19 protein-coding genes are annotated in these 19826 nt (G+C 68.0%); 8 read left to right on the plus strand and 11 right to left on the minus strand.

Going from position 1 to position 19826, the window contains the following annotated elements; all coding sequences use genetic code 11:
- Positions 1 to 51: 51 nt before the first annotated feature.
- From ABID97_RS25790 to ABID97_RS25805, 4 genes are read left to right on the plus strand one after another with little or no spacing between them, the layout of a single operon-like run.
- A complete protein-coding gene (locus ABID97_RS25790) occupies positions 52 to 1755 on the plus strand; it encodes an alkaline phosphatase family protein (RefSeq protein ID WP_354401971.1) in 1704 nt (567 codons plus the stop codon).
- Positions 1745 to 2197 (plus strand): cupin domain-containing protein, encoded by a 453-nt coding sequence (locus ABID97_RS25795; protein ID WP_354401973.1) that lies wholly within the window; start codon positions 1745 to 1747, stop codon positions 2195 to 2197. Before ABID97_RS25790 ends, ABID97_RS25795 begins: the two co-directional genes overlap by 11 nt.
- Positions 2198 to 2202: 5 nt before the next feature.
- Complete coding sequence (locus ABID97_RS25800; RefSeq protein ID WP_354401975.1) at positions 2203 to 3186, plus strand: Bug family tripartite tricarboxylate transporter substrate binding protein; 984 nt, start codon at positions 2203 to 2205, stop codon at positions 3184 to 3186.
- Between the two features lie 4 nt (positions 3187 to 3190).
- Positions 3191 to 4012, plus strand: a complete 822-nt coding sequence (locus ABID97_RS25805) for an alpha/beta hydrolase (RefSeq protein ID WP_354401976.1) — start codon at positions 3191 to 3193, stop codon at positions 4010 to 4012.
- A 51-nt stretch (positions 4013 to 4063) separates the two neighbouring features.
- Here the strand turns inward: ABID97_RS25805 and ABID97_RS25810 are convergent, their stop codons facing one another.
- Complete coding sequence (locus ABID97_RS25810) at positions 4064 to 4480, minus strand: MarR family winged helix-turn-helix transcriptional regulator (RefSeq protein WP_354401978.1); 417 nt, start codon at positions 4478 to 4480, stop codon at positions 4064 to 4066.
- 245 nt (positions 4481 to 4725) lie between these two features.
- Between ABID97_RS25810 and ABID97_RS25815 the strand changes: the two genes are divergently transcribed.
- From ABID97_RS25815 to ABID97_RS25825, 3 genes are all read left to right on the plus strand, one after another.
- Positions 4726 to 5214: a tripartite tricarboxylate transporter TctB family protein gene (locus ABID97_RS25815; protein WP_354401980.1), complete on the plus strand. Its 489-nt coding sequence runs from the start codon at positions 4726 to 4728 to the stop codon at positions 5212 to 5214.
- 18 nt (positions 5215 to 5232) lie between these two features.
- Entirely contained in the window at positions 5233 to 6747 is a 1515-nt protein-coding gene (locus tag ABID97_RS25820; RefSeq protein ID WP_354403058.1) for a tripartite tricarboxylate transporter permease, read from the plus strand.
- A gap of 175 nt (positions 6748 to 6922) precedes the next feature.
- Positions 6923 to 7096: an HHHH-motif protein gene (locus ABID97_RS25825; protein WP_354401981.1), complete on the plus strand. Its 174-nt coding sequence runs from the start codon at positions 6923 to 6925 to the stop codon at positions 7094 to 7096.
- Positions 7097 to 7098: 2 nt separating this feature from the next.
- On the opposite strand, the gene ABID97_RS25830 is transcribed toward ABID97_RS25825, so the two are convergent.
- The 6 genes from ABID97_RS25830 to ABID97_RS25855 all read right to left on the minus strand — a co-directional run bounded on the left by ABID97_RS25830 (position 7099) and on the right by ABID97_RS25855 (position 13446).
- Positions 7099 to 8088, minus strand: a complete 990-nt coding sequence (locus tag ABID97_RS25830) for a Gfo/Idh/MocA family protein (RefSeq protein ID WP_354401983.1) — start codon at positions 8086 to 8088, stop codon at positions 7099 to 7101.
- Complete coding sequence (locus ABID97_RS25835) at positions 8085 to 9203, minus strand: ABC transporter ATP-binding protein (RefSeq protein WP_354401985.1); 1119 nt, start codon at positions 9201 to 9203, stop codon at positions 8085 to 8087. The genes ABID97_RS25830 and ABID97_RS25835 overlap by 4 nt, the downstream gene beginning before the upstream one ends.
- 47 nt (positions 9204 to 9250) lie before the next feature.
- The gene (locus tag ABID97_RS25840) at positions 9251 to 10141 is read right to left on the minus strand and encodes a carbohydrate ABC transporter permease (protein ID WP_354401986.1); all 891 of its coding nucleotides are present in this window, start codon (positions 10139 to 10141) and stop codon (positions 9251 to 9253) included.
- A gap of 4 nt (positions 10142 to 10145) precedes the next feature.
- Positions 10146 to 11108, minus strand: coding sequence for a carbohydrate ABC transporter permease (locus ABID97_RS25845; protein WP_354401988.1), 963 nt, complete (start codon positions 11106 to 11108; stop codon positions 10146 to 10148).
- Between the two features lie 24 nt (positions 11109 to 11132).
- Positions 11133 to 12461 carry an ABC transporter substrate-binding protein gene (locus ABID97_RS25850; RefSeq protein ID WP_354401989.1) on the minus strand — a complete coding sequence of 443 codons (1329 nt, stop codon included), beginning with the start codon at positions 12459 to 12461 and terminating at the stop codon, positions 11133 to 11135.
- Positions 12462 to 12525: 64 nt separating this feature from the next.
- The gene (locus ABID97_RS25855) at positions 12526 to 13446 is read right to left on the minus strand and encodes a dihydrodipicolinate synthase family protein (protein WP_354401990.1); all 921 of its coding nucleotides are present in this window, start codon (positions 13444 to 13446) and stop codon (positions 12526 to 12528) included.
- Positions 13447 to 13613: 167 nt separating this feature from the next.
- Here ABID97_RS25855 and ABID97_RS25860 point away from each other — a divergent pair, with 167 nt between their 5' ends.
- The gene (locus tag ABID97_RS25860) at positions 13614 to 14492 is read left to right on the plus strand and encodes a LysR family transcriptional regulator (RefSeq protein ID WP_354401991.1); all 879 of its coding nucleotides are present in this window, start codon (positions 13614 to 13616) and stop codon (positions 14490 to 14492) included.
- Here ABID97_RS25860 and ABID97_RS25865 read toward each other — a convergent pair.
- The 4 genes from ABID97_RS25865 to ABID97_RS25880 all read right to left on the minus strand — a co-directional run bounded on the left by ABID97_RS25865 (position 14480) and on the right by ABID97_RS25880 (position 19823).
- Positions 14480 to 15376 (minus strand): amidohydrolase family protein, encoded by an 897-nt coding sequence (locus tag ABID97_RS25865; RefSeq protein WP_354401993.1) that lies wholly within the window; start codon positions 15374 to 15376, stop codon positions 14480 to 14482. The genes ABID97_RS25860 and ABID97_RS25865 overlap by 13 nt on opposite strands.
- A 1-nt stretch (position 15377) precedes the next feature.
- A complete protein-coding gene (locus ABID97_RS25870; RefSeq protein WP_354401994.1) occupies positions 15378 to 17132 on the minus strand; it encodes an IlvD/Edd family dehydratase in 1755 nt (584 codons plus the stop codon).
- Positions 17133 to 17172: 40 nt separating this feature from the next.
- A complete protein-coding gene (locus ABID97_RS25875) occupies positions 17173 to 18171 on the minus strand; it encodes a Bug family tripartite tricarboxylate transporter substrate binding protein (protein WP_354401996.1) in 999 nt (332 codons plus the stop codon).
- A gap of 173 nt (positions 18172 to 18344) precedes the next feature.
- Entirely contained in the window at positions 18345 to 19823 is a 1479-nt protein-coding gene (locus ABID97_RS25880; protein WP_354401997.1) for an NAD-dependent succinate-semialdehyde dehydrogenase, read from the minus strand.
- Positions 19824 to 19826: the final 3 nt, after the last annotated feature.

Below are 19826 nucleotides of genomic sequence, written 5' to 3' on the forward strand. Positions count from 1 at the left end.
AAAGGGGCCTCTAGCATGCGACGCATACCACCACACGACAGGAGCCGGCATATGACCCGACGCGTGAAGAACATCCTCTTCATCATGTGCGACCAGCTTCGCGCCGACCACCTGTCGTGCTTCGGCCATCCGAGGCTGCAGACGCCGAACCTCGATGCGCTGGCCGCGCGCGGCGTGATCTTCGACCGCGCCTACGTGCAGTCGCCGGTCTGCGGGCCGTCGCGCATGAGCTACTACACCGGCCGCTACGTTCACTCGCACGGCGCGAGCTGGAACTTCGTGCCGCTCAAGGCGGGCGAGATGACCATCGGCGACCACCTGCGCCCGCTGGGCGTGCGCTCGGTGCTGGTCGGCAAGACGCACATGCGCGCCGACCTGGCGGGCATGTCCCGCCTGGGCATCGACCCGGCCTCGACGATCGGCGTGCGGATTGCCGAGTGCGGCTTCGACCCCTACGAGCGCGACGACGGCATCCATCCCTATTCGGGCCATGATCCGGACCCCAGCTACAACGAGTACCTGCGCAGCCACGGCTTCGGCGGCGACAATCCCTGGGAGAGCTGGGCCAACTCGACCGTCGACGACAGCGGCCAGATCCGCTCCGGCTGGTTCCTGAAGTACTCGAACCGCGCCGCCCGCGTGCCCGACGAGCACTCGGAGACACCCTACATCACGCGTCGCGCGATGGATTTCATCGCCGAGGCCGGCGACCAGCCCTGGTGCCTGCACCTCTCGTACATCAAGCCGCACTGGCCCTACGTCGTGCCCGAACCGTACGCCAGCATGTACACGCCCGACGATGCGCTGCCGGTGGTTCGCTCCGAAGCCGAGCGGCAGGACCCGCATCCGGTGTATGGCGCGATGATGAAGCACCGCGTGTCCGAGACCTTCTCGCGCGACGGCGTGCGCGAGGCCGTGATGCCGGGCTACATGGGCCTGATCAAGCAGATCGACGACCAGCTGGGCAAGCTCTTCGGCTTCCTGGAGGAACGCGGGCTGATGGAGACGACGATGATCGTCTTCACGTCGGACCATGGCGACTACCTGGGCGACCACTGGATGGGCGAGAAGGACCTGTTCCACGAGCCGATCATTCGCGCGCCGCTGATCGTCTACGACCCCGACCCGCGCGCCGACACCACGCGCGGCACGCGCTGCGATGCGCTGGTCGAGGCGATCGACCTGGCGCCGACCTTCCTGGACGCCTGCGGCGGCGTGCCGGTGCCGCACATCATGGACGGCCGCTCGCTGCGTCCGCTGCTGTTCGGCAGGCGTCCGCCCGACTGGCGCGAGCACGTGGTCTGCGAGTACGACTACGCCTTCCAGGATTCGCGCATCGCGCTCGGCACGCCGTCGCGCAGCGCCTGGCTGCGGATGATCTCCGACGGCCGCTGGAAGTACGTGCTGGCCGAAGGCTATCGCCCCATGCTGTTCGACCTGGCGTCCGACCCGAACGAATTCATCGACCTGGGCGCCGCACCCGAACACGAAGCAGTGCGCCAGCGCCTGCATGAAGCGCTGTTTCGCTGGGCGCGCCAGCCACGCCAGCGGGTGACGATCCCGGACGGTGCCATCGAGACGATGGAGATCCAGCCGCGCATCTCGGAAGGCGGCATCCTCATCGGCTACTGGGACGAAGAAGACCTCGCCGAGGCACGCAAGCGCTTCAAGCCGCGCTTCGCATCGACCAACCCGCTCGTGAAACCCACGCTCGACCGACTCACCCGCCACGAAGGAGTGCCCCATGACCATTGAAACCCCCGACATCACGCGCGCGCAGACCGGCATGGACGGCGTGTCGTGGAACATCCTGGGGCAGATCTATGTGCCCAAGCAGGCGAGCGACGACAGTTTCTCGTGGCATGCGACCTTCCCGGTGGAGACCTTCGTGCCGCCGCACGTGCACCCTCACCAGGACGAGTACATCTTCGTGCTCGACGGCCGCATCGACCTTTTGTTGGGGGGCAGGAAGACCTACGCCTCGGCGGGCGACCTGGTGCGCATGCCGCGCGGCATTCCGCACGCCTTCTTCAACAACACCGGCGAGCCGGTGACGGCGCTGTTCTGGGCCACGCCGGCCGGCAAGCTGGAGGCGCTCTACCGCCGCATCCACAACATGTCGAGTCCGGCCGAAGTGGTGGCCGCGGCGCGCGACTACGACGTCATCTTTGCACCGCCCGTTTCATCGGCGGCATGAGCACCATGACGATCCCACGCAGACGGATCCTCGGCGCTCTCGCTGCCGCGCCCCTTGCCGCAACCACGTCGTTCCCGGCCTGGAGCCAGGGCTATCCCGCCAAGCCGATCAGGATCGTCGTGCCGCTGCCGCCCGGCAGCCCGCCCGACGTGCTCGCCCGCCTGGTGGCCGAGCGCCTGCAGGACGCATGGAAGCAGCCGGTCGTCGTCGACAACCGGCCCGGTGCCACGGGCATGATCGGCATGGACGCGGTGGCCAAGTCGGCGCCCGACGGCTACACGGTGGGGATCATGTTCCTCACCCACACGGTGCTACCGGCGCTGTTCGGCAAGGTGCCCTACGACACCGGCGCGGACCTCGCGCCGATTGCCAACCTCGTGTGGCTCTACAACGTGCTGGTGGTGCCGCCCTCGGTGCCGGCCACCAGCGCCAGGGAACTGGTGGAACTTGCGCGCACGCAGCCCGGCAAGCTCACCTACGGCTCGGGGGGCAACGGCTCGCCGGCCCACCTGATCGGCGAATCATTCAGGCAACTCACCAGGACCGAGATGCTCCATGTGCCGTTCAAGGGACCCAACGAAGCCGTGCAGGCGCTGCTCGGCGGCCATGTGTCGGCCATGTTCGCGACCACCTCGGTGGCCGTGCCGCTGGTGAATGCGGGCAAGCTGAGGGCCATGGCCGTGACCAGCCCCGCACGGCTTCCCGCGCTGCCGTCGGTGCCCACCATGGCCGAAAGCGGCGTCCCCGGCTTCGACCTGAAGGAATGGGAAGGCATCGTCGCGCCCGCCGGCACGCCGCGCGAGATCATCGCCAAGTGGAACGAGGAACTGACACGGATCATGCGGTTGTCCCAGGTCCGCGACAAGCTGACGGAGCTCGGCATGGAGGCGGCGCCCGCGAACTCGCCCGATCAGTTCACGTCGCTGGTGCGCGGCGAACTGCAACGCTGGACCCGGTTCGTGAAGGCCACGGGGCTCAAGACGGACTGACGCCGTGGACGACCCGCAGTTCCAGTATGTCGAGGGGCAATCGCGCGCGAGCTTCACGCCGCTGCTGGCGGCGTTCGAGGCCGAGAGCGCGGTGGCCGTGGCCACCGGGCCCTGCGTGCTCGACCAGCGCTACGGGTCGCTCGAGCGCCAGACCTTCGACTTCTTTGCAGCGCGCCAGGACCCGCGGGGCACGCTGGTCTACTTTCATGCGGGCTACTGGCAATCGCGCGACAAGGCGACTTTCCGCTTCATCGCACCGGCGTTCACGGCCATCGGCCTGCATGTCGCGCTGGTCAACTATCCGTTGTGCCCGACCGTGTCGCTCCCCGCGCTCGTGGAGGCTGCGACCGCCTGCCTGCCCGCGATCCGGAGGCGGGCGGGCTCGGGCGGTGCCGATCGCCTGCCATTGTTCCTGTCGGGGCATTCGGCGGGCGCCCATATCGCGGCCGAGATCACCTTGTCGGGTGCCCCGGACATCGCGGGCCTCGTCGCCCTGAGCGGCATCTACGACCTCGCGCCGCTGCTCGCCACCACGCTCAACCAGAAGCTCCGGCTGGATCCCCCGGTTGCGGCGGCCTGCTCGCCGGTGCATCGCATCGGCGCGCCGCTGGCACCGGCGCTCGTGGCCGTCGGCGAGGAGGAAACGCCGGCCTTCATCGCGCAGAGCCGGCGTTTTCACGCGGCATGGGAGAAGGCAGGAAACCCGAGCGACCTGCACGTCGTGCCCCAGGCCGATCATTTCAGCCTGCTGCGTCAGTTCTCTTCGCCGGGCAGTGCCTTGTTCGATCAGGCCTGCGTGTTCATGGGGCGCGAAGCGCACAGCTGATCGGGCAAGCAGGGCGGCGGGTTTTCCAGCCGGCGCGCCACGCGTCGCGCCCTAGGCACCGCCCCTGCTTGCGAGTGCCACCACCTTGGCCAGTTCGGCGACCTGGTCCTCATGCAAGACGGCGAGCCGCTCGAGCTTCCGGCGTCCCGCCGCGAGCAGGTGCACCTCGACCTGGCGCCGGTCCGTATGGCTCGCCTTGCGCCGGACGAGGCCGGCTTCCTCGCAGCGCGACACGAGGGCGACCACGCCATGGTGCTGCGCCTGCAGGCGCTCGGCAATCTCGCTGATCGTGGCCCACTCGCGGCCAGCGAATCCCTGCGTGTGAAGCATCAGCTGGTACTGCAGAACGGTGATGCTTTCGGCGCGGGCAGCGTCCTCGCTGAAGCGCAGGAAGCTGCGCAGCCTGAATCGGAAGTCGGACAGTGCTTCGAGATGCTGCTTCTCGATGGTTCCCCGTTGGCTGGCCATGGATGTTCCAAAAAAACTATGAGCGGACGAGGGGCAATGTAGCAGCCGGCGCGAATCCGCAGAGGGTAATTACTCACAATGTGATGTAATAAAGCTCATAACATGATATATCTGACCTGAGCCCGACCTGCGCGGCGTTTCTGCCTTCACGGCACGTCGCGCGCATTTCCACGTTGTCCATCGCTGTTGCCCACAGGGCAGGGCGGACAGCCATATCCATTCCATTCCAGAGAGAAAGATTGCATATGCAGATCAAGAGCCAGAAGACCTTCTTCTCGGGCCTCATGTTCACGTGCGTCGGGGCGGCGTTTGCCCTGGGCGCCGCCAACTACAACGTCGGCAGCGCGGCCCGCATGGGCCCCGGCTATTTCCCGCTCATCGTCGGCGTGCTGCTGACCGTGCTGGGGCTGGTGGTGACCAGCACCGCGTTCACCGGCAAGGCCACCGATGGCGACCCGGTGGGAAAGATCGCCTGGAAGCCGCTCGGCTTCATCATCGGTGCGAACCTGCTGTTCGGCATCCTGCTTGCGGGGCTGCGCAGCATCGGCTTGCCGGCCATGGGGCTGATCCTTGCGATCTATGCGCTCGTCGTCGTGGCCTGCATGGCCGGCGCGAACTTCTCGATGAGGCTGGCGCTGGTTCTCGCGACCGTCCTCGCCATCGGCAGCTACCTGACCTTCATCGTGGGGCTCCAGCTGCAGTTCCAGGTGTGGCCCACCTTCATCACCGGCTGAGCACGAGGCAAGACCATGATGGATCTGATCAACCACCTTTCCCTCGGTTTTTCCACTGCGGTGACGCTGCAGAACCTTGTCTACGCCTTCGTCGGATGCCTGCTGGGCACGCTGATCGGCGTGCTGCCCGGCATCGGCCCGACCGCGACGATCGCGATGCTGCTGCCTGCGACCTATGCATTGCCCCCCGTGGCGGCGCTCATCATGCTCGCGGGCATCTACTACGGCTCGCAGTACGGCGGCTCGACCACCGCCATCCTGGTCAACCTGCCCGGGGAGTCGTCTTCGGTGGTCACCGTGATCGACGGGCACCAGATGGCCAAGCGGGGCCGCGGCGGGCCGGCGCTCGCTGCCGCGGGGCTGGGGTCGTTCTTCGCTGGCTGCGTGGGCACGCTGATCCTCGCGGCGTTTGCACCGCCGCTTACCGAGATCGCCTTCAAGTTCGGCCCGGCCGAGTATTTCTCGCTGATGGTGCTGGGCCTGATCGGCGCGGTCGTGATGGCCTCGGGCTCGCTGCTCAAGGCCATCTGCATGATCATGGTCGGCCTGCTGCTGGGCCTGGTCGGCACCGACGTGAACTCCGGCGTCGCGCGCTACAGCTTCGACATCCCGGAGCTCACCGACGGCCTGGGATTCATCGCCATCGCCATGGGCGTCTTCGGCTACGGCGAGATCATTGCGAACCTGGCCAAGCCGGAGGATGAACGCGAGGTGTTCACCGCCAGCGTCACGGGCCTGATGCCCACCAGGGAAGACTTCAGGCGCATGTTCCCGGCCGTCCTGCGCGGCACCGCGCTGGGCTCGTCGCTCGGGATCCTGCCGGGCGGCGGCGCCACGCTGTCGGCCTTTGCGGCCTACACGCTGGAAAAGAAGATCAAGCTCGGGGCGGGCGAAGTGCCTTTCGGCCGCGGCAACATCCGCGGTGTGGCCGGTCCGGAAGCCGCCAACAACGCCGGCGCGCAGACCTCCTTCATCCCCATGCTGACGCTGGGCATACCGCCCAACCCCGTGATGGCCCTCATGGTCGGGGCCATGACGATCCACAACATCCAGCCGGGTCCCCAGGTGATGACGAGCAACCCCGAGCTGTTCTGGGGCCTGATCGCTTCGATGTGGATCGGCAACCTGATGCTGGTCATTCTCAACCTGCCGCTCATCGGCCTGTGGATCAAGCTGCTGACCATTCCCTACCGGTGGCTGTTTCCCGCGATCGTGCTGTTCTGCGCCATCGGCGTGTACTCGACCAACAACAACGTGTTCGACATCTGGCTGGTGGCGATCTTCGGTGTGGTGGGCTACACCTTCATCAAGCTGGGATGCGAACCGGCGCCGCTGCTTCTCGGCCTCATTCTCGGGCCGATGATGGAAGAAAACCTGCGGCGCGCATTGCTGCTCTCGCGCGGCGAGTGGAGCGTCTTCGTGTCGCGGCCGATCTCCGCGGGCCTGCTGGTCGCGGCCGTGCTGTTGATGATGATTGTCCTGATGCCATCGATCCGGTCGAAGCGGGAGGAAGCGTTCGTCGAGGAAGGCTAGGGAAGTCGTCCGGCACGGGCATCGGTGGCGTCCGGCGGGCGCGCGGCCCACGCGCTCATCGTGGGCTCATTCTTCGCGACTTAGACTGGAAGCTCTCAAGGCCCCGAACGCACGGTGCACGCGCATCGTTCGTCCGCGCGCCGTTCCATTCGTTGTTGCCCAGAAGGAAAACACCGTGCAGATCAAGCGACTCATTCTCTCCAGCGTCATCGCGCTCGCCGGCGTCGCCGCGCTGGCCCCGGGCATGGCTTCGGCCGCGCCGTACCGCGGCCACGACGGTCACCGGGCGCACCAGGTGTGCCATTGGGACGCGCACCACCATCACCGCGTCTGCCGCTGGGTGCGCTGAGTTCACCGGCCCCGGTAGATGGCTTCGACCAGCGCCAGCGTGCGCAGGTTGTCGGCCGGCGCGGTCTCGAATGGCCGGCCATCGCGCAGGCTTTCGACAAAATGCGCGATCGTCGCGGCGTAAGAGGCGAGGTAGCACGCGGGCAGGTCGTAGTGCTTCTCGGCGGGCTGGGCGCCGAAGCAGCGCAGCGTGTTCTCCTCGAGCTCGATCGTTCCTTTCGTCCCGACCAGGGTCAGCCGGTCGGCCTGGGCCGGCGTGCGGCCGTGCACAGAGAGGTTGGCCATCAATGCCACCGGCGCCTGGGTGGCGGTCTCGAACGACAGGAAGGCCCGGTCTTCGCCGCGCATCGCCGGGCTCGCACGCCCGAGCCGTGCGTGCACCAGCGTCATCTCGCCAAGCAGGAAGCGCAGGGTGTCGATGTGGTGGATCAGTATCTCCATCACTAGCGCACGGTCCAGGCCTGCAATGAAAGGCTGGCGCTCGAGCGCGGGCAGCCGGCCGGCCTCGTCGGGCAGGAGCCCCGAGGTCAGGAGGCTCATCGTCGCCTGGACCACCTCGCCGATGCGCCCCTCGGCCAGCCATCGCGCAAGGTCGCGGTAGCAGGGACGGAAACGCCAGTTCTCGTGCACCATGAGCCGGCACCTGGGCGCCACTTCCTGCGCCAGCGCACGGGCTTCGGCCAGCGTGGGCGCCAGCGGTTTCTGGCAGAGCACGGCCAGGCCGCGCGCTGCCGAGGCGCGCACGATGGGCGCATGGAACTCGCGCGGCGCTGCCACGTCGACGGCATCGAGCGGCATCGCATCGAGCATGTCCTGTGCGCTCGCGAACACGCGGTCGATTCCGAACTCGCGCGCACGCGCCTCGGCGGCCGCGGCGTTCGGGTCGGCAATGGCCACGACCGTGGCCTGCCCCTCCAGGGCGCGCCAGCCCGCGAGATGGTGCGAGGTGACCCAGCCCGCCCCGACCAGGCCCACGCGCAGGGCCCCGATCATGGCGCACCCACGTCGGCCGCGGGAATCGCCTTCTCGGTGAGCGCATCGAAAAGATAGAGGGCGCGGTCCGGAATGGTCAGCCCGACGCGATCGCCGATGCTGCCCCTCACGTCGCGGTGCAGGCGCGCCATCACCTCGCCCGCATCGCCCTCCAGCGCCACCATGAGGAGCGTCTCCGCGCCGAGCGGCTCGACGGCCGAGACCACGCCTCGCAGCGTGTTGCGGTCCTCGCGCCATTCGTGCAATTGCAGTTCCTCGGGCCGCACACCCACCAGCAGGTCGCCCGCCGGCGGCAGCGCGGCGCGGGCCCAGCGCGCGAGCGGGAGTTCGCTGCCCGCGAGCGTTGCAACGGGCGACGGCTGCCCCTGCGCGATGCGGGCCTTGAGGATGTTCATGGGCGGGTTGCCGAGAAAGCGCGCGACGAACGCATCGGCCGGCGCGCGGTAGACGTCCAGCGGCTTGCCGACCTGGGCCACCTTGCCCTTGTTCATGACGCAGATCCGCTGGCCCATGGTCATGGCCTCGACCTGGTCGTGCGTCACGTAGATCATGGTCGCGCCCAGCCGGTGGTGCAGCCGCACCAGCTCGTTGCGCGTGTTCACCCGCAGCGCGGCGTCCAGGTTCGACAAGGGTTCGTCGAACAGGAAGACCTTGGGCTCCCGCACGATCGCGCGGCCCAGCGCCACGCGCTGCCGCTGCCCGCCCGACAGCGCCGCGGGCTTGCGCGCCAGCAGCTCGTTCAGCCCGAGGATGTCGGCGGCCGACTTCACGCGCGCCGCAATGTGGCCGCGGTCGACCTTGCGCCGACGCAGGCCGAACGACAGGTTCTCGGCCACCGTCATGTGCGGGTAGAGCGCGTACGACTGGAACACCATGGCGATGTCCCGGTCCTTGGCGGGCACCTCGTTGACCTTGCGGGCGTCGATGGCCAGCGAGCCTTCGGTGATCGCCTCCAGCCCCGCGATCATGCGCAGCGTGGTCGACTTGCCGCAGCCCGAGGGCCCGAGCAGCACCATGAACTCGCCGTCCTGGACGGACAGCGACACGTCGTCGACGGCGGGCTGCGCGGTGCCCTTGTAGCGCTTGAAGATGTTTTCGAGATGGACTGCGGCCACGGTTTTGTTCCGGTCGGATGGAGGGGAAGGGTGCGCGAGCCGGGTGCTCACTTGACGGCGCCGGCCGTCATGCCCTGGATGAGTTTTTCGGAGAAGAAGGCGTAGAGCACCACCACCGGAATGACCGCGATCATCATGCCGGTGGCGATCATCCCGATGTCCTGGAAGTAGTCGCCCATGTAGGCGCGGATGCCGATAGGGAGCGTGCGTGCGCCCTGGTCGCTCAGCAGCACCACCGCGAACAGGAACTCGTTCCACAGCTGGATGAAGTTCAGGATGATGGTGGTCGCGATCGCCGGCATGCCCACCGGCAGCACGATGCGCCAGAAGATCTCGAAGTCGGAATACCCGTCCATCTTGGCGGCATCGAACAGGTCCTGCGGGATGCGCGCGAAGAAGCCTTCGAGCAGGTACACCGTCAGCGGCAGCTGCAGGCTCACGTACACGATCATCAGGCCGAGCCGGGAGTTGTACAGGTTGTATTCCACCAGCACCTGGAACAGCGAGATCAGGATGATCTGCGGCGGAAAGACGATCGAGCTGAACAGGATGAAGTAGACCAGCCGGTTGCCGCGGAAGTTGTAGCGCGCGAGGCAATGGGCAGCGGCCGCGCCCAGCAGGGTGACGATGGCCACGGCAGAAACGACGATGAGCGTGCTGTTCCAGAAGTACTGCGCAAAGTTGGAGTCCACCCAGGCGATGCGAAATTTTTCCCAATGGAAGGTTTCGGGCCACGCGAAGTGGTTGGCGCTGATCTCGGACGTGGTGCGCACCGACATCGTGCCGATCCACACGAAGGGCAGCGCCGAGTAGAGCGTGTACAGCACCACGGCGGCCATGAGACCGCCGTTGCGCAGCATGCGCGACAGCGCGGACGCAGGCGATTCGCGGTGTTCGGCCGCGGCGGGGGGATGCAATGCAGGAGAGGCCGAGGTCATGGGATCAGTACTCCATGCGCTCGCGGCGACGGAACAGCAGGTTGAAGAAGACGACGAAGCCGACCACCACGAAGAACCACACCACGGCAATCGCCGAGGGGTAGCCGAGGTCGAAGGTGTTCCAGTTGAAGGCCCGCTTGTACACATAGGTCGACACCGTTTCGGTCGACCACACCGGTCCGCCCTCGGTCATGATCCAGACCAGGTCGAACACCTTCATCTTCCCGATGAACGCGAGGATGTAGAGATTGAGCAGGGTGGGCCAGAGCATCGGCACGATGATGTCGGTGAGCTTGTGCCACCAGCCGCAGTTGTCGAGCTCGGCGGCCTCCAGCACCTCTGACGGCAGCGAATGCAGCGCCGCAAGGCACACGACCATGTTGAAGCCGGCCCACTTCCATGCGTGCGTCACGATCAGCGAGCCCAGCGCGAACCGCGGGTCGCCGAGCCACGCCTGCGCCCAGCTCCCGAGCCCGAGCGCGCGCAGCACGCCGTTCACCACGCCCCAGTCGTAGTTGTAGATCCAGACCCACATGATCCCCACGACCACATAGGACAGCAGCACCGGCGTGAACCACGCCACGCGCAGGAAGCGGGAGAACGGCACGCCGGCATACAGGCATAGCGCCAGCAGCAGCCCGGCCGCCACGTCGAGGATCGGTCCGATGACCGACCAGACGGCGGTGTTGCGCACGGCCGCCCAGAAGGTCTTGTCGCTGAACACCTCGGCATAGTGGGCCCAGCCCACGAACTCCGACGAGCTCAGGTCGGCCACGTTGAAGAAGCTGTTGTAGAAGGTGCGCAGCACCGGATAGGCCGTCAGCGCCGCATACACGATGAGCGCCGGCGCAAGGAACAGCATCACCGTGGGCAGTGAAGCCCGGCGCGAATCGGCTTCCGGCGCCGAGAGCCAGGACGCGAGCGTGCGGCGCGCCGCCGCCGCGAGGCCGGGAGAGGAATCACTCATGTCGGTTGCTTCGATCCCGGCGAATCAGCTCGATGCCTTGCATGCCGCATCCATCTGCGCCGCCGCCTCGTTCACGCTCACCAGGCCACCGGGGAAGGCGCGGTTGAGCACCTGGGCGAAGGTGTCGCCGCACTTGCCGCTCATGTAGTGCAGCGGCGTTCCGATGAAGTATTTGGCCCCCGCGCTGCGTTCCTGCAATTCCTTGAAGTAGGGCGCGTAGATGCTGGTGATGCGCGACGGGTCCGTCCTGACGCCGGTCTGCAGCAGCACGGTCTCCATCCACTTGTTGCCGTTCTCCACGGTGGCGAGCGACGAGAGCATCTTGCCCGCGCATTCCTTGTTCTTGCTGCGCGCGTACATCACGTAGCTGCCGCCGACCGCCAGGGTCTTGCATTCGGGGCACTTGCTGCCGTCCATCACCGGGTACTTCATCAAGCCGAGCGCAAAGTCCTTGGGCTGCCCGCCCTTCTCGGGCGCCACGAAGGCGCGGCCGGTGTACCAGCTCGCGATCGGGAACATCAGGGCCCCGGGGTTGGTGTGGAAGTAGTAGTGCGACTCGCCCAGCTTCATCGTCGCCATGCTCTTGGGGAACATGCCGGCATCGACCAGTTGCCTGACCCATGTCATGGCCTCGATCACGCGCGGATCCTGGAAGGGCAGCCTGCCGGTCAGGAGCTTCTCGTAGTCGTCGGTGCCCAGCTTGCGCAGCAGCACCTCCTGCAGGAAGTACGCGCCGGGATAGGGCCGGTCGCCCACGCCCGTGGCGGTCGGCATGATGCCGGCGGCGACAGAGCGCTTGACCATGTCGGTGAACTGGGCCTGCGTCATCTGCATGCTGGCCGGCGGCGTCACGCCGATCTTCTTCATCAGGTCGCGGTTGTAGTAGAGCTCGACCGAATACGCTTCCTGCGGCATGGCGTAGACCTTGCCGTTCCAGGTCCATGCGCGCTTGGCCCAGTCCTCGAGGTTGGCCAGGTCGATGTACTTGTCTAGGGGCTCCAGGTAGCCGCTCTTGGCGAACGCGATCTCGTCGGGCTCCAGCCAGAAGATGTCCGGCGCCTGGCCGGTGCGCACCGAGGTCTTCACGGAGGTGTAGAGGTCGGCCTTCTGCACGAACTGCAGGTTGACCTTGCACTGCGGCGTGGCGGCCTCGAACTGCTTCACGCGCTCTTCGATGAAGCTGCGCTTGGAAGCTTCGTCGGGCCAATGGCTCCACATGGTGATCGCCTGCTGCTGCGCCATGGCGGGCGCGCCGATCAACCCGAGCGCGGTGCCAGCCAGCGCCAGCGCGGCAGCGCTGCGGTGGAACGTGCGCAGGACCGGCCGCGCGGTGGAATGAAGAAAAAGCGTCATGGGTGTCTCCTGTCTATGAATCCGGGCCGGCGGCGCCGATGCGGTCTTCGCCGGTTGCGTGGAATCAGCCGCGCGGATAGCCCGGCATGCTGAAATCGATGGCCTGCAGCTGGGCGTCGACCGCGGCGCGCGTGGCGTCGTCCAGCGGCACCAGCGGCGGGCGCACGGTGCGCCATGGCGCATCGCCCGCGCAGGTGGCCACGGCGTGCTTCATCGCCGGAATCATCGAAGGGCCCTGGAACACCTTGCGCACCGCATCGGCCCTTGCCTGGAGGTCCGCGGCATCCGGACCCTGCCATCCCGCGTAGACGCGGTGGATGCCGGCGGGATTCATGTTCACCGTGGCGCTGATGCAGCCGGCGGCGCCGATCGGCATCGCCATCGAGAGGAGCGACTCGCTGGCGGGAAACACGTCGAAGCCGTCGGCTGCGAAGTTGTCGATCATGGCTTTCGTGTTGGCCCAGTCGCCGGAGGAATCCTTGGCGCCTGCGATGACGCCCGCATAGCGTGCGCGCAGGCGCTCGATCAGGCCGAGGGTGATCGGCACATGGGTGAACTGGGGGATGTGATAGAGGTAGATCGGCGCACAGCCCGGGCCCACCTGTTCGATGATTTCGGCGTAGTAGGCGAACACGCCGTCCTCGGACACACCCTTGTAGAAGAACGGCGGCAGCACCAGGAGGCCGGCCGCGCCGATCTTCGACGCATGGCGCGAAAGCTCGACCGCGTCGGGCAGGGCGCAGGCGCCGGTCCCCGGCATCATCTTCTCCGGCGGAATGCACGCTTCGACCAGCGCCTCGGCCAACGCCTTCCGCTCGGCGACGCTGATCGAAGCGGCCTCCGAGTTGGTGCCGAAGATGGCGAGGGCCGCGTGGTTCCGCACGAGCCACCCGCAGTGCGCGATGAAGCGGTCGACATCGGGCTCCAACTTCGCGTTGAAGGGCGTCAGGACGGGCGCGAGAACGCCGCGCAGTCTGGTGGTCATGCTGTTGTGTCTTCTGGAGAGGGAATCGGTGCAATGGAATCGAAGCCGGCCGGTGGCTTCTGCGCGCCGAGTTTGAAAGCACAGCCCCTTCGGAAGAAGCGATGCCGGCACCGTCAGAACAAAATAATTTTTTGTTCCGGTCCCTTCGCGACGTTACATTCCTGCGCATGGATACGCGCTACCTGCAGAGCTTCGTTGCCGTCGTCGAACTGGGATCGATGGCCGAGGCGGCGCGCCACCTGGACCTGACGCCTGCCGCCATTGCGGCGCGCGTCAAGGCGCTGGAGGAGGAGATGGGGCTGGCGCTGGTGCAGCGTGCGGGGCGCTCCGTTCGTCCGACCGAAGCCGGCCTCAAGATGCTCGACCGCGCGCGCACCGTGCTGCGCGAAATCCGCGACCTGCGGGCGGCCGCCAGCGATGGGTTCGCGCTCGGCGAATTGAAGCTCGGCGTGTTCGGCTCGGCGCTGACCGGCGTGCTGCCCCCGCTGCTCAAGCGCCTCTACGAGCGCTACCCGGACCTGTCCGTGTTCGTCGCGCCCGGCAATTCCATCGAGCTCTGCCGCCAGGTGAGCGTGGGGGCCCTGGACGCCGCCATCGTGGTCGAGCCGCAGTTCGCCGTGGGCAAGGGCTGCGCGTGGCAGGCGCTGCTGGAAGAAGGCCTGGTGGTGGTCGCGCCCGCGGGCTCGGCGGACCGGCCGGCCCACCAGTTGCTGGAGACGGAACCCTTCATCCGCTACGACCGATCCGTGCTGGGCGGCCAGCTGGCCGACCGCTACCTGCGCGACCACAACCTGGCGGTGAAGCAGCGGCTGGAGATCGACAACCTGATGGCCATCGCCGCGCTCGTCGGACAGGGCCTGGGCGTGGCGCTGCTGCCCGACTGGGCGCCCATGTGGCACGTCGGCTACGGCATCGTGCCGGTCCCGCTGCCCGCGCGCGCGCCGGTGCGGCGCGTGGGCGTGGTGTGGGCGACGCACGGGCCGCGCGCCGCCTTGTCGGAGGCGCTGCTGACCGAGGCGCAGGCGATGTACCGTCAGCCGAACTGATAGAGCCCGGCCGGGTTGTCGACCAGCACCTGCTTGCGCACGGCCTCGTCCGGCACCGCCTGGGCGAATGCATCCAGAAGCGCCGCATCGTCGGGGATCCGCGAAGGCTGCTCGGTCGGGTGCGGCCAGTCGCTCGCCCAGAGCACGCGCCCGGGCGCCTCGCGGGTGTAGGCGCCTGCGGCCCGCACGGCGTCTTCATAGCCCGGCGCGCCGACCACCGATTCGTTGTAGAAGCCCGAAAGCTTGACGTAGGCCTTGCCCTGCTGGAGCAAGCCGCGCACCATCAGGAAAGCCGGGTGCCGCGTCGCATGCGGCTGCGGCACGCGCGCCAGGTGGTCGAACACCACCGGCACCGGCAGGGCGGCCCAGACCGCTCGCGCCTCCAGCAGCACGGCCGCAGGCGCGTTGACCTGGATGTGCCATCCCAGTGGCGCGATCCGCGCCGCCAGGGGCTTCACCATGGCGAGCGTGGTCGCACCCGGCGGCGCAAGATTGAACCGGATCCCGCGCACGCCCCCGTCGTGCAGCTCGCGCAACCCGCCGTCCGTCACGTCGGTATCGACCACGGCAATGCCGCGCGCCCTCCCGCCGAACTGTGCGATCGACGCGAGCAGCAGCCGGTTGTCGGTCCCGTAGCTCGACGGCTGGACGATGACATTGCGCGTGGTGCCGATGCGCTTCTGCAAGGCCTGGTAGTCGGCGATCAGTGCATCGCCGGGCTGCAGCGCCGCACCGGCGGCGAACGGGTAGCGCGCATCGTAGATGTGGTGGTGGCAATCGCAGGCATCGGCGGGCACGCGCGTGGCCGGCCGTGCCGTGCCGCTCGACCACTTCACGGCGGGGGCGGGTGCATGCGCACCAGAGGGCGCAGCCCGGCGGTCCATGCTAGCGCGGCACCTTGCCGGTCATCCTGGCTGCCCGCAGGAAATCGAAGTCCACGCCCTGGTCGGCCTGCGTCACGGTCTGCAGGAACAGCTTGCGGTAGCCGCGCTCCGCGGTCGGCGCGACGGCCGGGGACGCTTCGGCGCGGCGCGCGAGCTCTTGCGCCGGCACCAGCAGAGAGATCTCGCGGTTCGCGACGCTGAGCCGGATGCGGTCGCCGTTGCGCACATAGGCCAGCGGACCGCCGATTGCCGATTCGGGCGTGACATGCAGCACGATGGTGCCGAACGCCGTGCCGCTCATGCGGCCGTCCGAGATCCGCACGATGTCCTTGACGCCTGCGCGGGCCAGCTTGCGCGGGATCGGAATGTAGCCCGCCTCGGGCATGCCGGGCGCACCCTTGGGCCCGATGTTTTTGAGCACCAGCACGTCTTCGGCCGTGACGTCGAGGTCTTCGCTGTCGATCCGGCGGACCAGGTCCTCGATGTTCTCGAACACGACGGCCCGGCCTTCGTGCTCCATGAGCTTCGGGTCGGCGGCCGACTGCTTGATGATGGCGCCGCCCGGTGCGAGGTTGCCTTGCAGCACCGCGATGGCCCCCTGGGGATAGATCGGGTGGCTGCGCGGGCGTACCACCGCCTGCTCAAAGCCCGGGCCCGCGCGCTCCATCTCCTCGCCGAGCGTGCGGCCCGTCACGGTCATGGCGTCCAGGCGCAGCAATGGCTTGAGTTCGCGCAGCAGCGTGGCCATGCCCCCCGCATGATGGAAATCTTCCATGTACCACTGGCCCGACGGCTTCAGGTCGAGCAACACCGGCGTCTCGCGCCCCATGCGGTCGAGCGCGGCCAGATCGATCTCCAGGCCCATGCGCCCGGCGATCGCCGCGAGATGCACGATGCCGTTGGTCGACCCGCCGATCGCCAGCAGCACGCGCATGGCGTTTTCGAAGGCCGCGGGCGTCAGGATCCTGTCGATCGTCAATCCGGTGCGCGCCATCTGCACCGCCTGCGCCCCGGTCTGCTCGGCAATGCGGATGCGGTCCGCGGTCACGGCGGGCGGGGAGGCGCCGCCCGGCACCGTCATGCCCAGCGCCTCGGCAATGCAGGCCATGGTGCTGGCCGTTCCCATGACCGAGCAGGTGCCCACGCTGGCGACCAGCTGGTTGTTCACGTCGGCGATTTCCTCGGCTTCGATCTCGCCCGCGCGGTACTTGCCCCAGTAGCGCCGGCAGTCGGTGCAGGCGCCGACCCGCTCGCCGCGGTGGCTGCCCGTGAGCATCGAACCCGTGATGAGCTGGATCGAGGGAATGCCGGCCGACGCCGCGCCCATCAGCTGGGCCGGCACGGTCTTGTCGCAGCCGCCGATCAGCACCACGGCGTCCATGGGCTGGGCGCGCACCATCTCCTCGGTGTCCATCGACATGAGGTTGCGCAGGTACATGCTGGTCGGCGCGGCAAAGCTCTCGTGGATGGAGACCGTTGGAAAGTCCATCGGCAGCCCGCCCGCCAGCATCACGCCGCGTTTGACGGCCTCGATGAGCTGCGGCGCGTTGCCATGGCACGGGTTGTAGGAACTCCCCGTGTTCGCGATGCCGATCACCGGACGGTCGAGCGCCGCGTCGGTGAAGCCGGCCCCCTTGATGAAGGCCTTGCGCAGGAAGAGCGAGAAGCCCTGGTCTCCATAGCTGGTGAGGCCCTTGCGCATGCCGGCGCCGTCGGTCGATGGGTCGGGCTCGAAAGGGGATTTCTCGTCGGTCATGCGCGCGGTTCCTTGGGTTCGTGCATCGGGTCGCGTCGTGTCATTCGTCCGCCTTGATGTTGGTTGCGGCAATCAGTTTCTCCCAGCGCGCCACCTCGAGCGCGATGCGCTGGGCCGCTTGCGCCGGCGTCGCGGGCTCGGCCGCATACACGCCCTGCTTCAGCAGCATCTCCTTGACTTCGGGCGACCGCACCAGCCGCGACAGTGCCTCGTTCAGCCTCGCGACGATGGCCTCGGGCGTGCCCGCGGGCGCCAGCACGCCGAAGGTCGAAGCGATGTCGAGCGCCGGCATGCCGGCCTCGACCGCGGACGGCACCTCCGGCAGCATCGAGATGCGCCCGGGCATCGTCACCGCCAGCGCGCGCAGCTTTCCCGAGGTGATGAACGGCAGCGCCGCGGGCACCGTCTCGACCATCATGTTGACCTGTCCGGCCACGAGATCCGTCATCGCAGGACCGCTGCCCTTGTAGGCGATGTGTGTCATCTCTATCTTGGCATCGCTGCGGATGATCTCGGCGGCCAGGCGCTGCGGGGCGCCCGCACCCGAGGACGCGTAGTTCAGCTTCTCGGGATGGGCCCTGCCATAGGCCACCAGCTCCTTGAGGCTCTTCACCGGGAGCGTGGGGTTCACCACCACCACCAGCGGCACCGATCCCACCACCATGACCGGCGCGAAGTCCTGGGTGATGCTGTAGCGGATCTTGCCCTTCTCCAGCGTTGCCATGGTGGCATGGGAGGTGAGCGCGCCCATGAGCAAGGTGTAGCCGTCCGGCGCCGCCCTGGCGGCGGCTTCGGCGCCGATGTTGCCGCCGGCCCCGCCGCGGTTGTCGACGACCACCTGCTGGCCCAGCTGCTCGCCGAGCTTCAGGGCGATGATGCGGCCGATGACGTCGGTGGCGCCGCCCGGCGGGTAGGGCACGATGAGCTTGATCGGCTTGTCGGGGTACGCCGCGAACGAAGCCGCGGCGCCGAGGGAGAGCGCAGCCGAGACCACGGCCCCTACAAAGAAGCGGCGGCGCTGCGAAGGTGTGTCGGGCATGGTCTGTCTCCGGTCGGGACGCGAGCCGATACCGTCGGACCGCTGTGTGCAAGTCCCCTAGTGTTGCCAATGCCCGCACCGCGTCCAAGCGCCGCGCGCATGGACAGACCACAAAACTTTTTTTGTTTACCCGGCCACGGCGCAGCCCCGCGGCCGCGCCGGGCTAAGCGACCTCAGAGCCCGCCCTGGCAGAGGTACTTGGTGTGCATGTAGTCGTCCAGGCCGTGCACCGAGCCTTCGCGGCCGTAGCCCGATTCCTTCACGCCGCCGAAGGGCGCGGCCTCGGCGGCCAGCGCGCCTTCGTTGATGCCGACGATGCCGGATTCGAGCGCCTCCGCCACGCGCCAGATGCGCCGCACGTCGGTCGAATAGAAGTAGGCGGCCAGGCCGAAGGGCGTGTCGTTGGCGGCGGCGATCACCTCGGCCTCGGTGTCGAAGCGCGTGACCGGCACCACCGGCCCGAAGGTCTCCTCGCAGCTGCACTCCATGGTGGCGTCGGCGTTGACCAGCACCGTGGCCGCGTAGTAGTTGGGGCCGTCGCAGCGCGCGGAACGCAGCCGCTCGCCACCGACCACCACGCGCGCACCGCGCGCCACGGCGTCGCGCACGTGACGCTCGATCTTGTCGACCGCGCGCGCATTGATCATCGGGCCGATCTGCGAGGCCGGATCGGTGGCCGGGCCGACCTGGAGCGCGCCCACGCGCGCCGCCAGCTTGTCGACGAAGGCGTCGTGCACCCTGGCCTGCACGAACACGCGGTTCGGGCACACGCAGGTCTGGCCGCCGTTGCGGAACTTGGCGGCCATGAGCCCTTCGACCGCGGCCTCGACGTCGGCGTCGTCGAACACGATGAACGGCGCATTGCCGCCGAGCTCGAGCGACAGCTTCTTGAGCGTGTCGGCCGAGGCGCGCGCCAGGTGCTTGCCGACCGGCGTGGAGCCGGTGAAGCTGATCTTGCGCACGCGCGCATCGGCCAGCCACACATCGACCACTTCGGGCGTGCGCTCGCGCGAGGCCGTCACGATATTCAGCACGCCCGGCGGCACGCCGGCTTCCTCGGCCAGCTTCACGAGCGCGAGCGACGTGAGCGGCGTGTCCTCGGCCGGCTTGCACACCACCGTGCAGCCCGCGGCCAGCGCCGGCGCGATCTTGCGCGCGATCATGGCGGCCGGAAAGTTCCACGGTGTGATGGCGGCGACCACGCCCACCGGTTCCTTCAGCGCCATCATGCGGCGGCCCGTGACGGGCGCGGGAATCACGTCGCCGTTGGCGCGCGTGGCTTCTTCGCCGAACCACTCGACATAGCTGGCCGCGTAGGCCACTTCGCCGCGGCCCTCGGCCAGCGGCTTGCCTTGCTCGCGCGAGATCAGGCGGCCCAGGTCTTCCTGGTGTGCCAGCATGAGGTCGTTCCAGCGCTTGAGAATTTGTGCGCGCTGCTTCGCCGGCACGGCGCGCCAGGCGGCAAACGCGGCGTGCGCGGCGGCGACCGCGGCGCGCGCGTCGGCGGCGGTGCCGTCGGGCACGCTCGCAAAGACGGTGTCGGTGGCAGGGTCGGTCACATCGAGGCGGCGGCCATCGCTGGCGTCGCGCCATTCGGCGCCGATGAGCTGGCGGCCTGGCAGCAGGTCCTGGCGTTCAAGGGTCAGAGTCATGAT

The organism is Variovorax sp. OAS795 (genome assembly GCF_040546685.1).
Classification (GTDB): domain Bacteria; phylum Pseudomonadota; class Gammaproteobacteria; order Burkholderiales; family Burkholderiaceae_C; genus Variovorax.

What these genes read in the sequence shown, in the direction of transcription:
- ABID97_RS25880 (WP_354401997.1), bottom strand. Translation starts at nt 19,823, where the DNA reads ATGACTCTGACCCTTGAACGCCAGGACCTGCTGCCAGGCCGCCAGCTC.
- ABID97_RS25845 (WP_354401988.1), bottom strand. Translation starts at nt 11,108, where the DNA reads ATGAGTGATTCCTCTCCCGGCCTCGCGGCGGCGGCGCGCCGCACGCTC.
- ABID97_RS25830 (WP_354401983.1), bottom strand. Translation starts at nt 8,088, where the DNA reads ATGATCGGGGCCCTGCGCGTGGGCCTGGTCGGGGCGGGCTGGGTCACC.
- ABID97_RS25850 (WP_354401989.1), bottom strand. Translation starts at nt 12,461, where the DNA reads ATGACGCTTTTTCTTCATTCCACCGCGCGGCCGGTCCTGCGCACGTTC.
- ABID97_RS25855 (WP_354401990.1), bottom strand. Translation starts at nt 13,446, where the DNA reads ATGACCACCAGACTGCGCGGCGTTCTCGCGCCCGTCCTGACGCCCTTC.
- ABID97_RS25875 (WP_354401996.1), bottom strand. Translation starts at nt 18,171, where the DNA reads ATGCCCGACACACCTTCGCAGCGCCGCCGCTTCTTTGTAGGGGCCGTG.
- ABID97_RS25840 (WP_354401986.1), bottom strand. Translation starts at nt 10,141, where the DNA reads ATGACCTCGGCCTCTCCTGCATTGCATCCCCCCGCCGCGGCCGAACAC.
- ABID97_RS25815 (WP_354401980.1), top strand. Translation starts at nt 4,726, where the DNA reads ATGCAGATCAAGAGCCAGAAGACCTTCTTCTCGGGCCTCATGTTCACG.
- ABID97_RS25870 (WP_354401994.1), bottom strand. Translation starts at nt 17,132, where the DNA reads ATGACCGACGAGAAATCCCCTTTCGAGCCCGACCCATCGACCGACGGC.
- ABID97_RS25790 (WP_354401971.1), top strand. Translation starts at nt 52, where the DNA reads ATGACCCGACGCGTGAAGAACATCCTCTTCATCATGTGCGACCAGCTT.
- ABID97_RS25820 (WP_354403058.1), top strand. Translation starts at nt 5,233, where the DNA reads ATGGATCTGATCAACCACCTTTCCCTCGGTTTTTCCACTGCGGTGACG.
- ABID97_RS25860 (WP_354401991.1), top strand. Translation starts at nt 13,614, where the DNA reads ATGGATACGCGCTACCTGCAGAGCTTCGTTGCCGTCGTCGAACTGGGA.
- ABID97_RS25800 (WP_354401975.1), top strand. Translation starts at nt 2,203, where the DNA reads ATGACGATCCCACGCAGACGGATCCTCGGCGCTCTCGCTGCCGCGCCC.
- ABID97_RS25810 (WP_354401978.1), bottom strand. Translation starts at nt 4,480, where the DNA reads ATGGCCAGCCAACGGGGAACCATCGAGAAGCAGCATCTCGAAGCACTG.
- ABID97_RS25865 (WP_354401993.1), bottom strand. Translation starts at nt 15,376, where the DNA reads ATGGACCGCCGGGCTGCGCCCTCTGGTGCGCATGCACCCGCCCCCGCC.
- ABID97_RS25795 (WP_354401973.1), top strand. Translation starts at nt 1,745, where the DNA reads ATGACCATTGAAACCCCCGACATCACGCGCGCGCAGACCGGCATGGAC.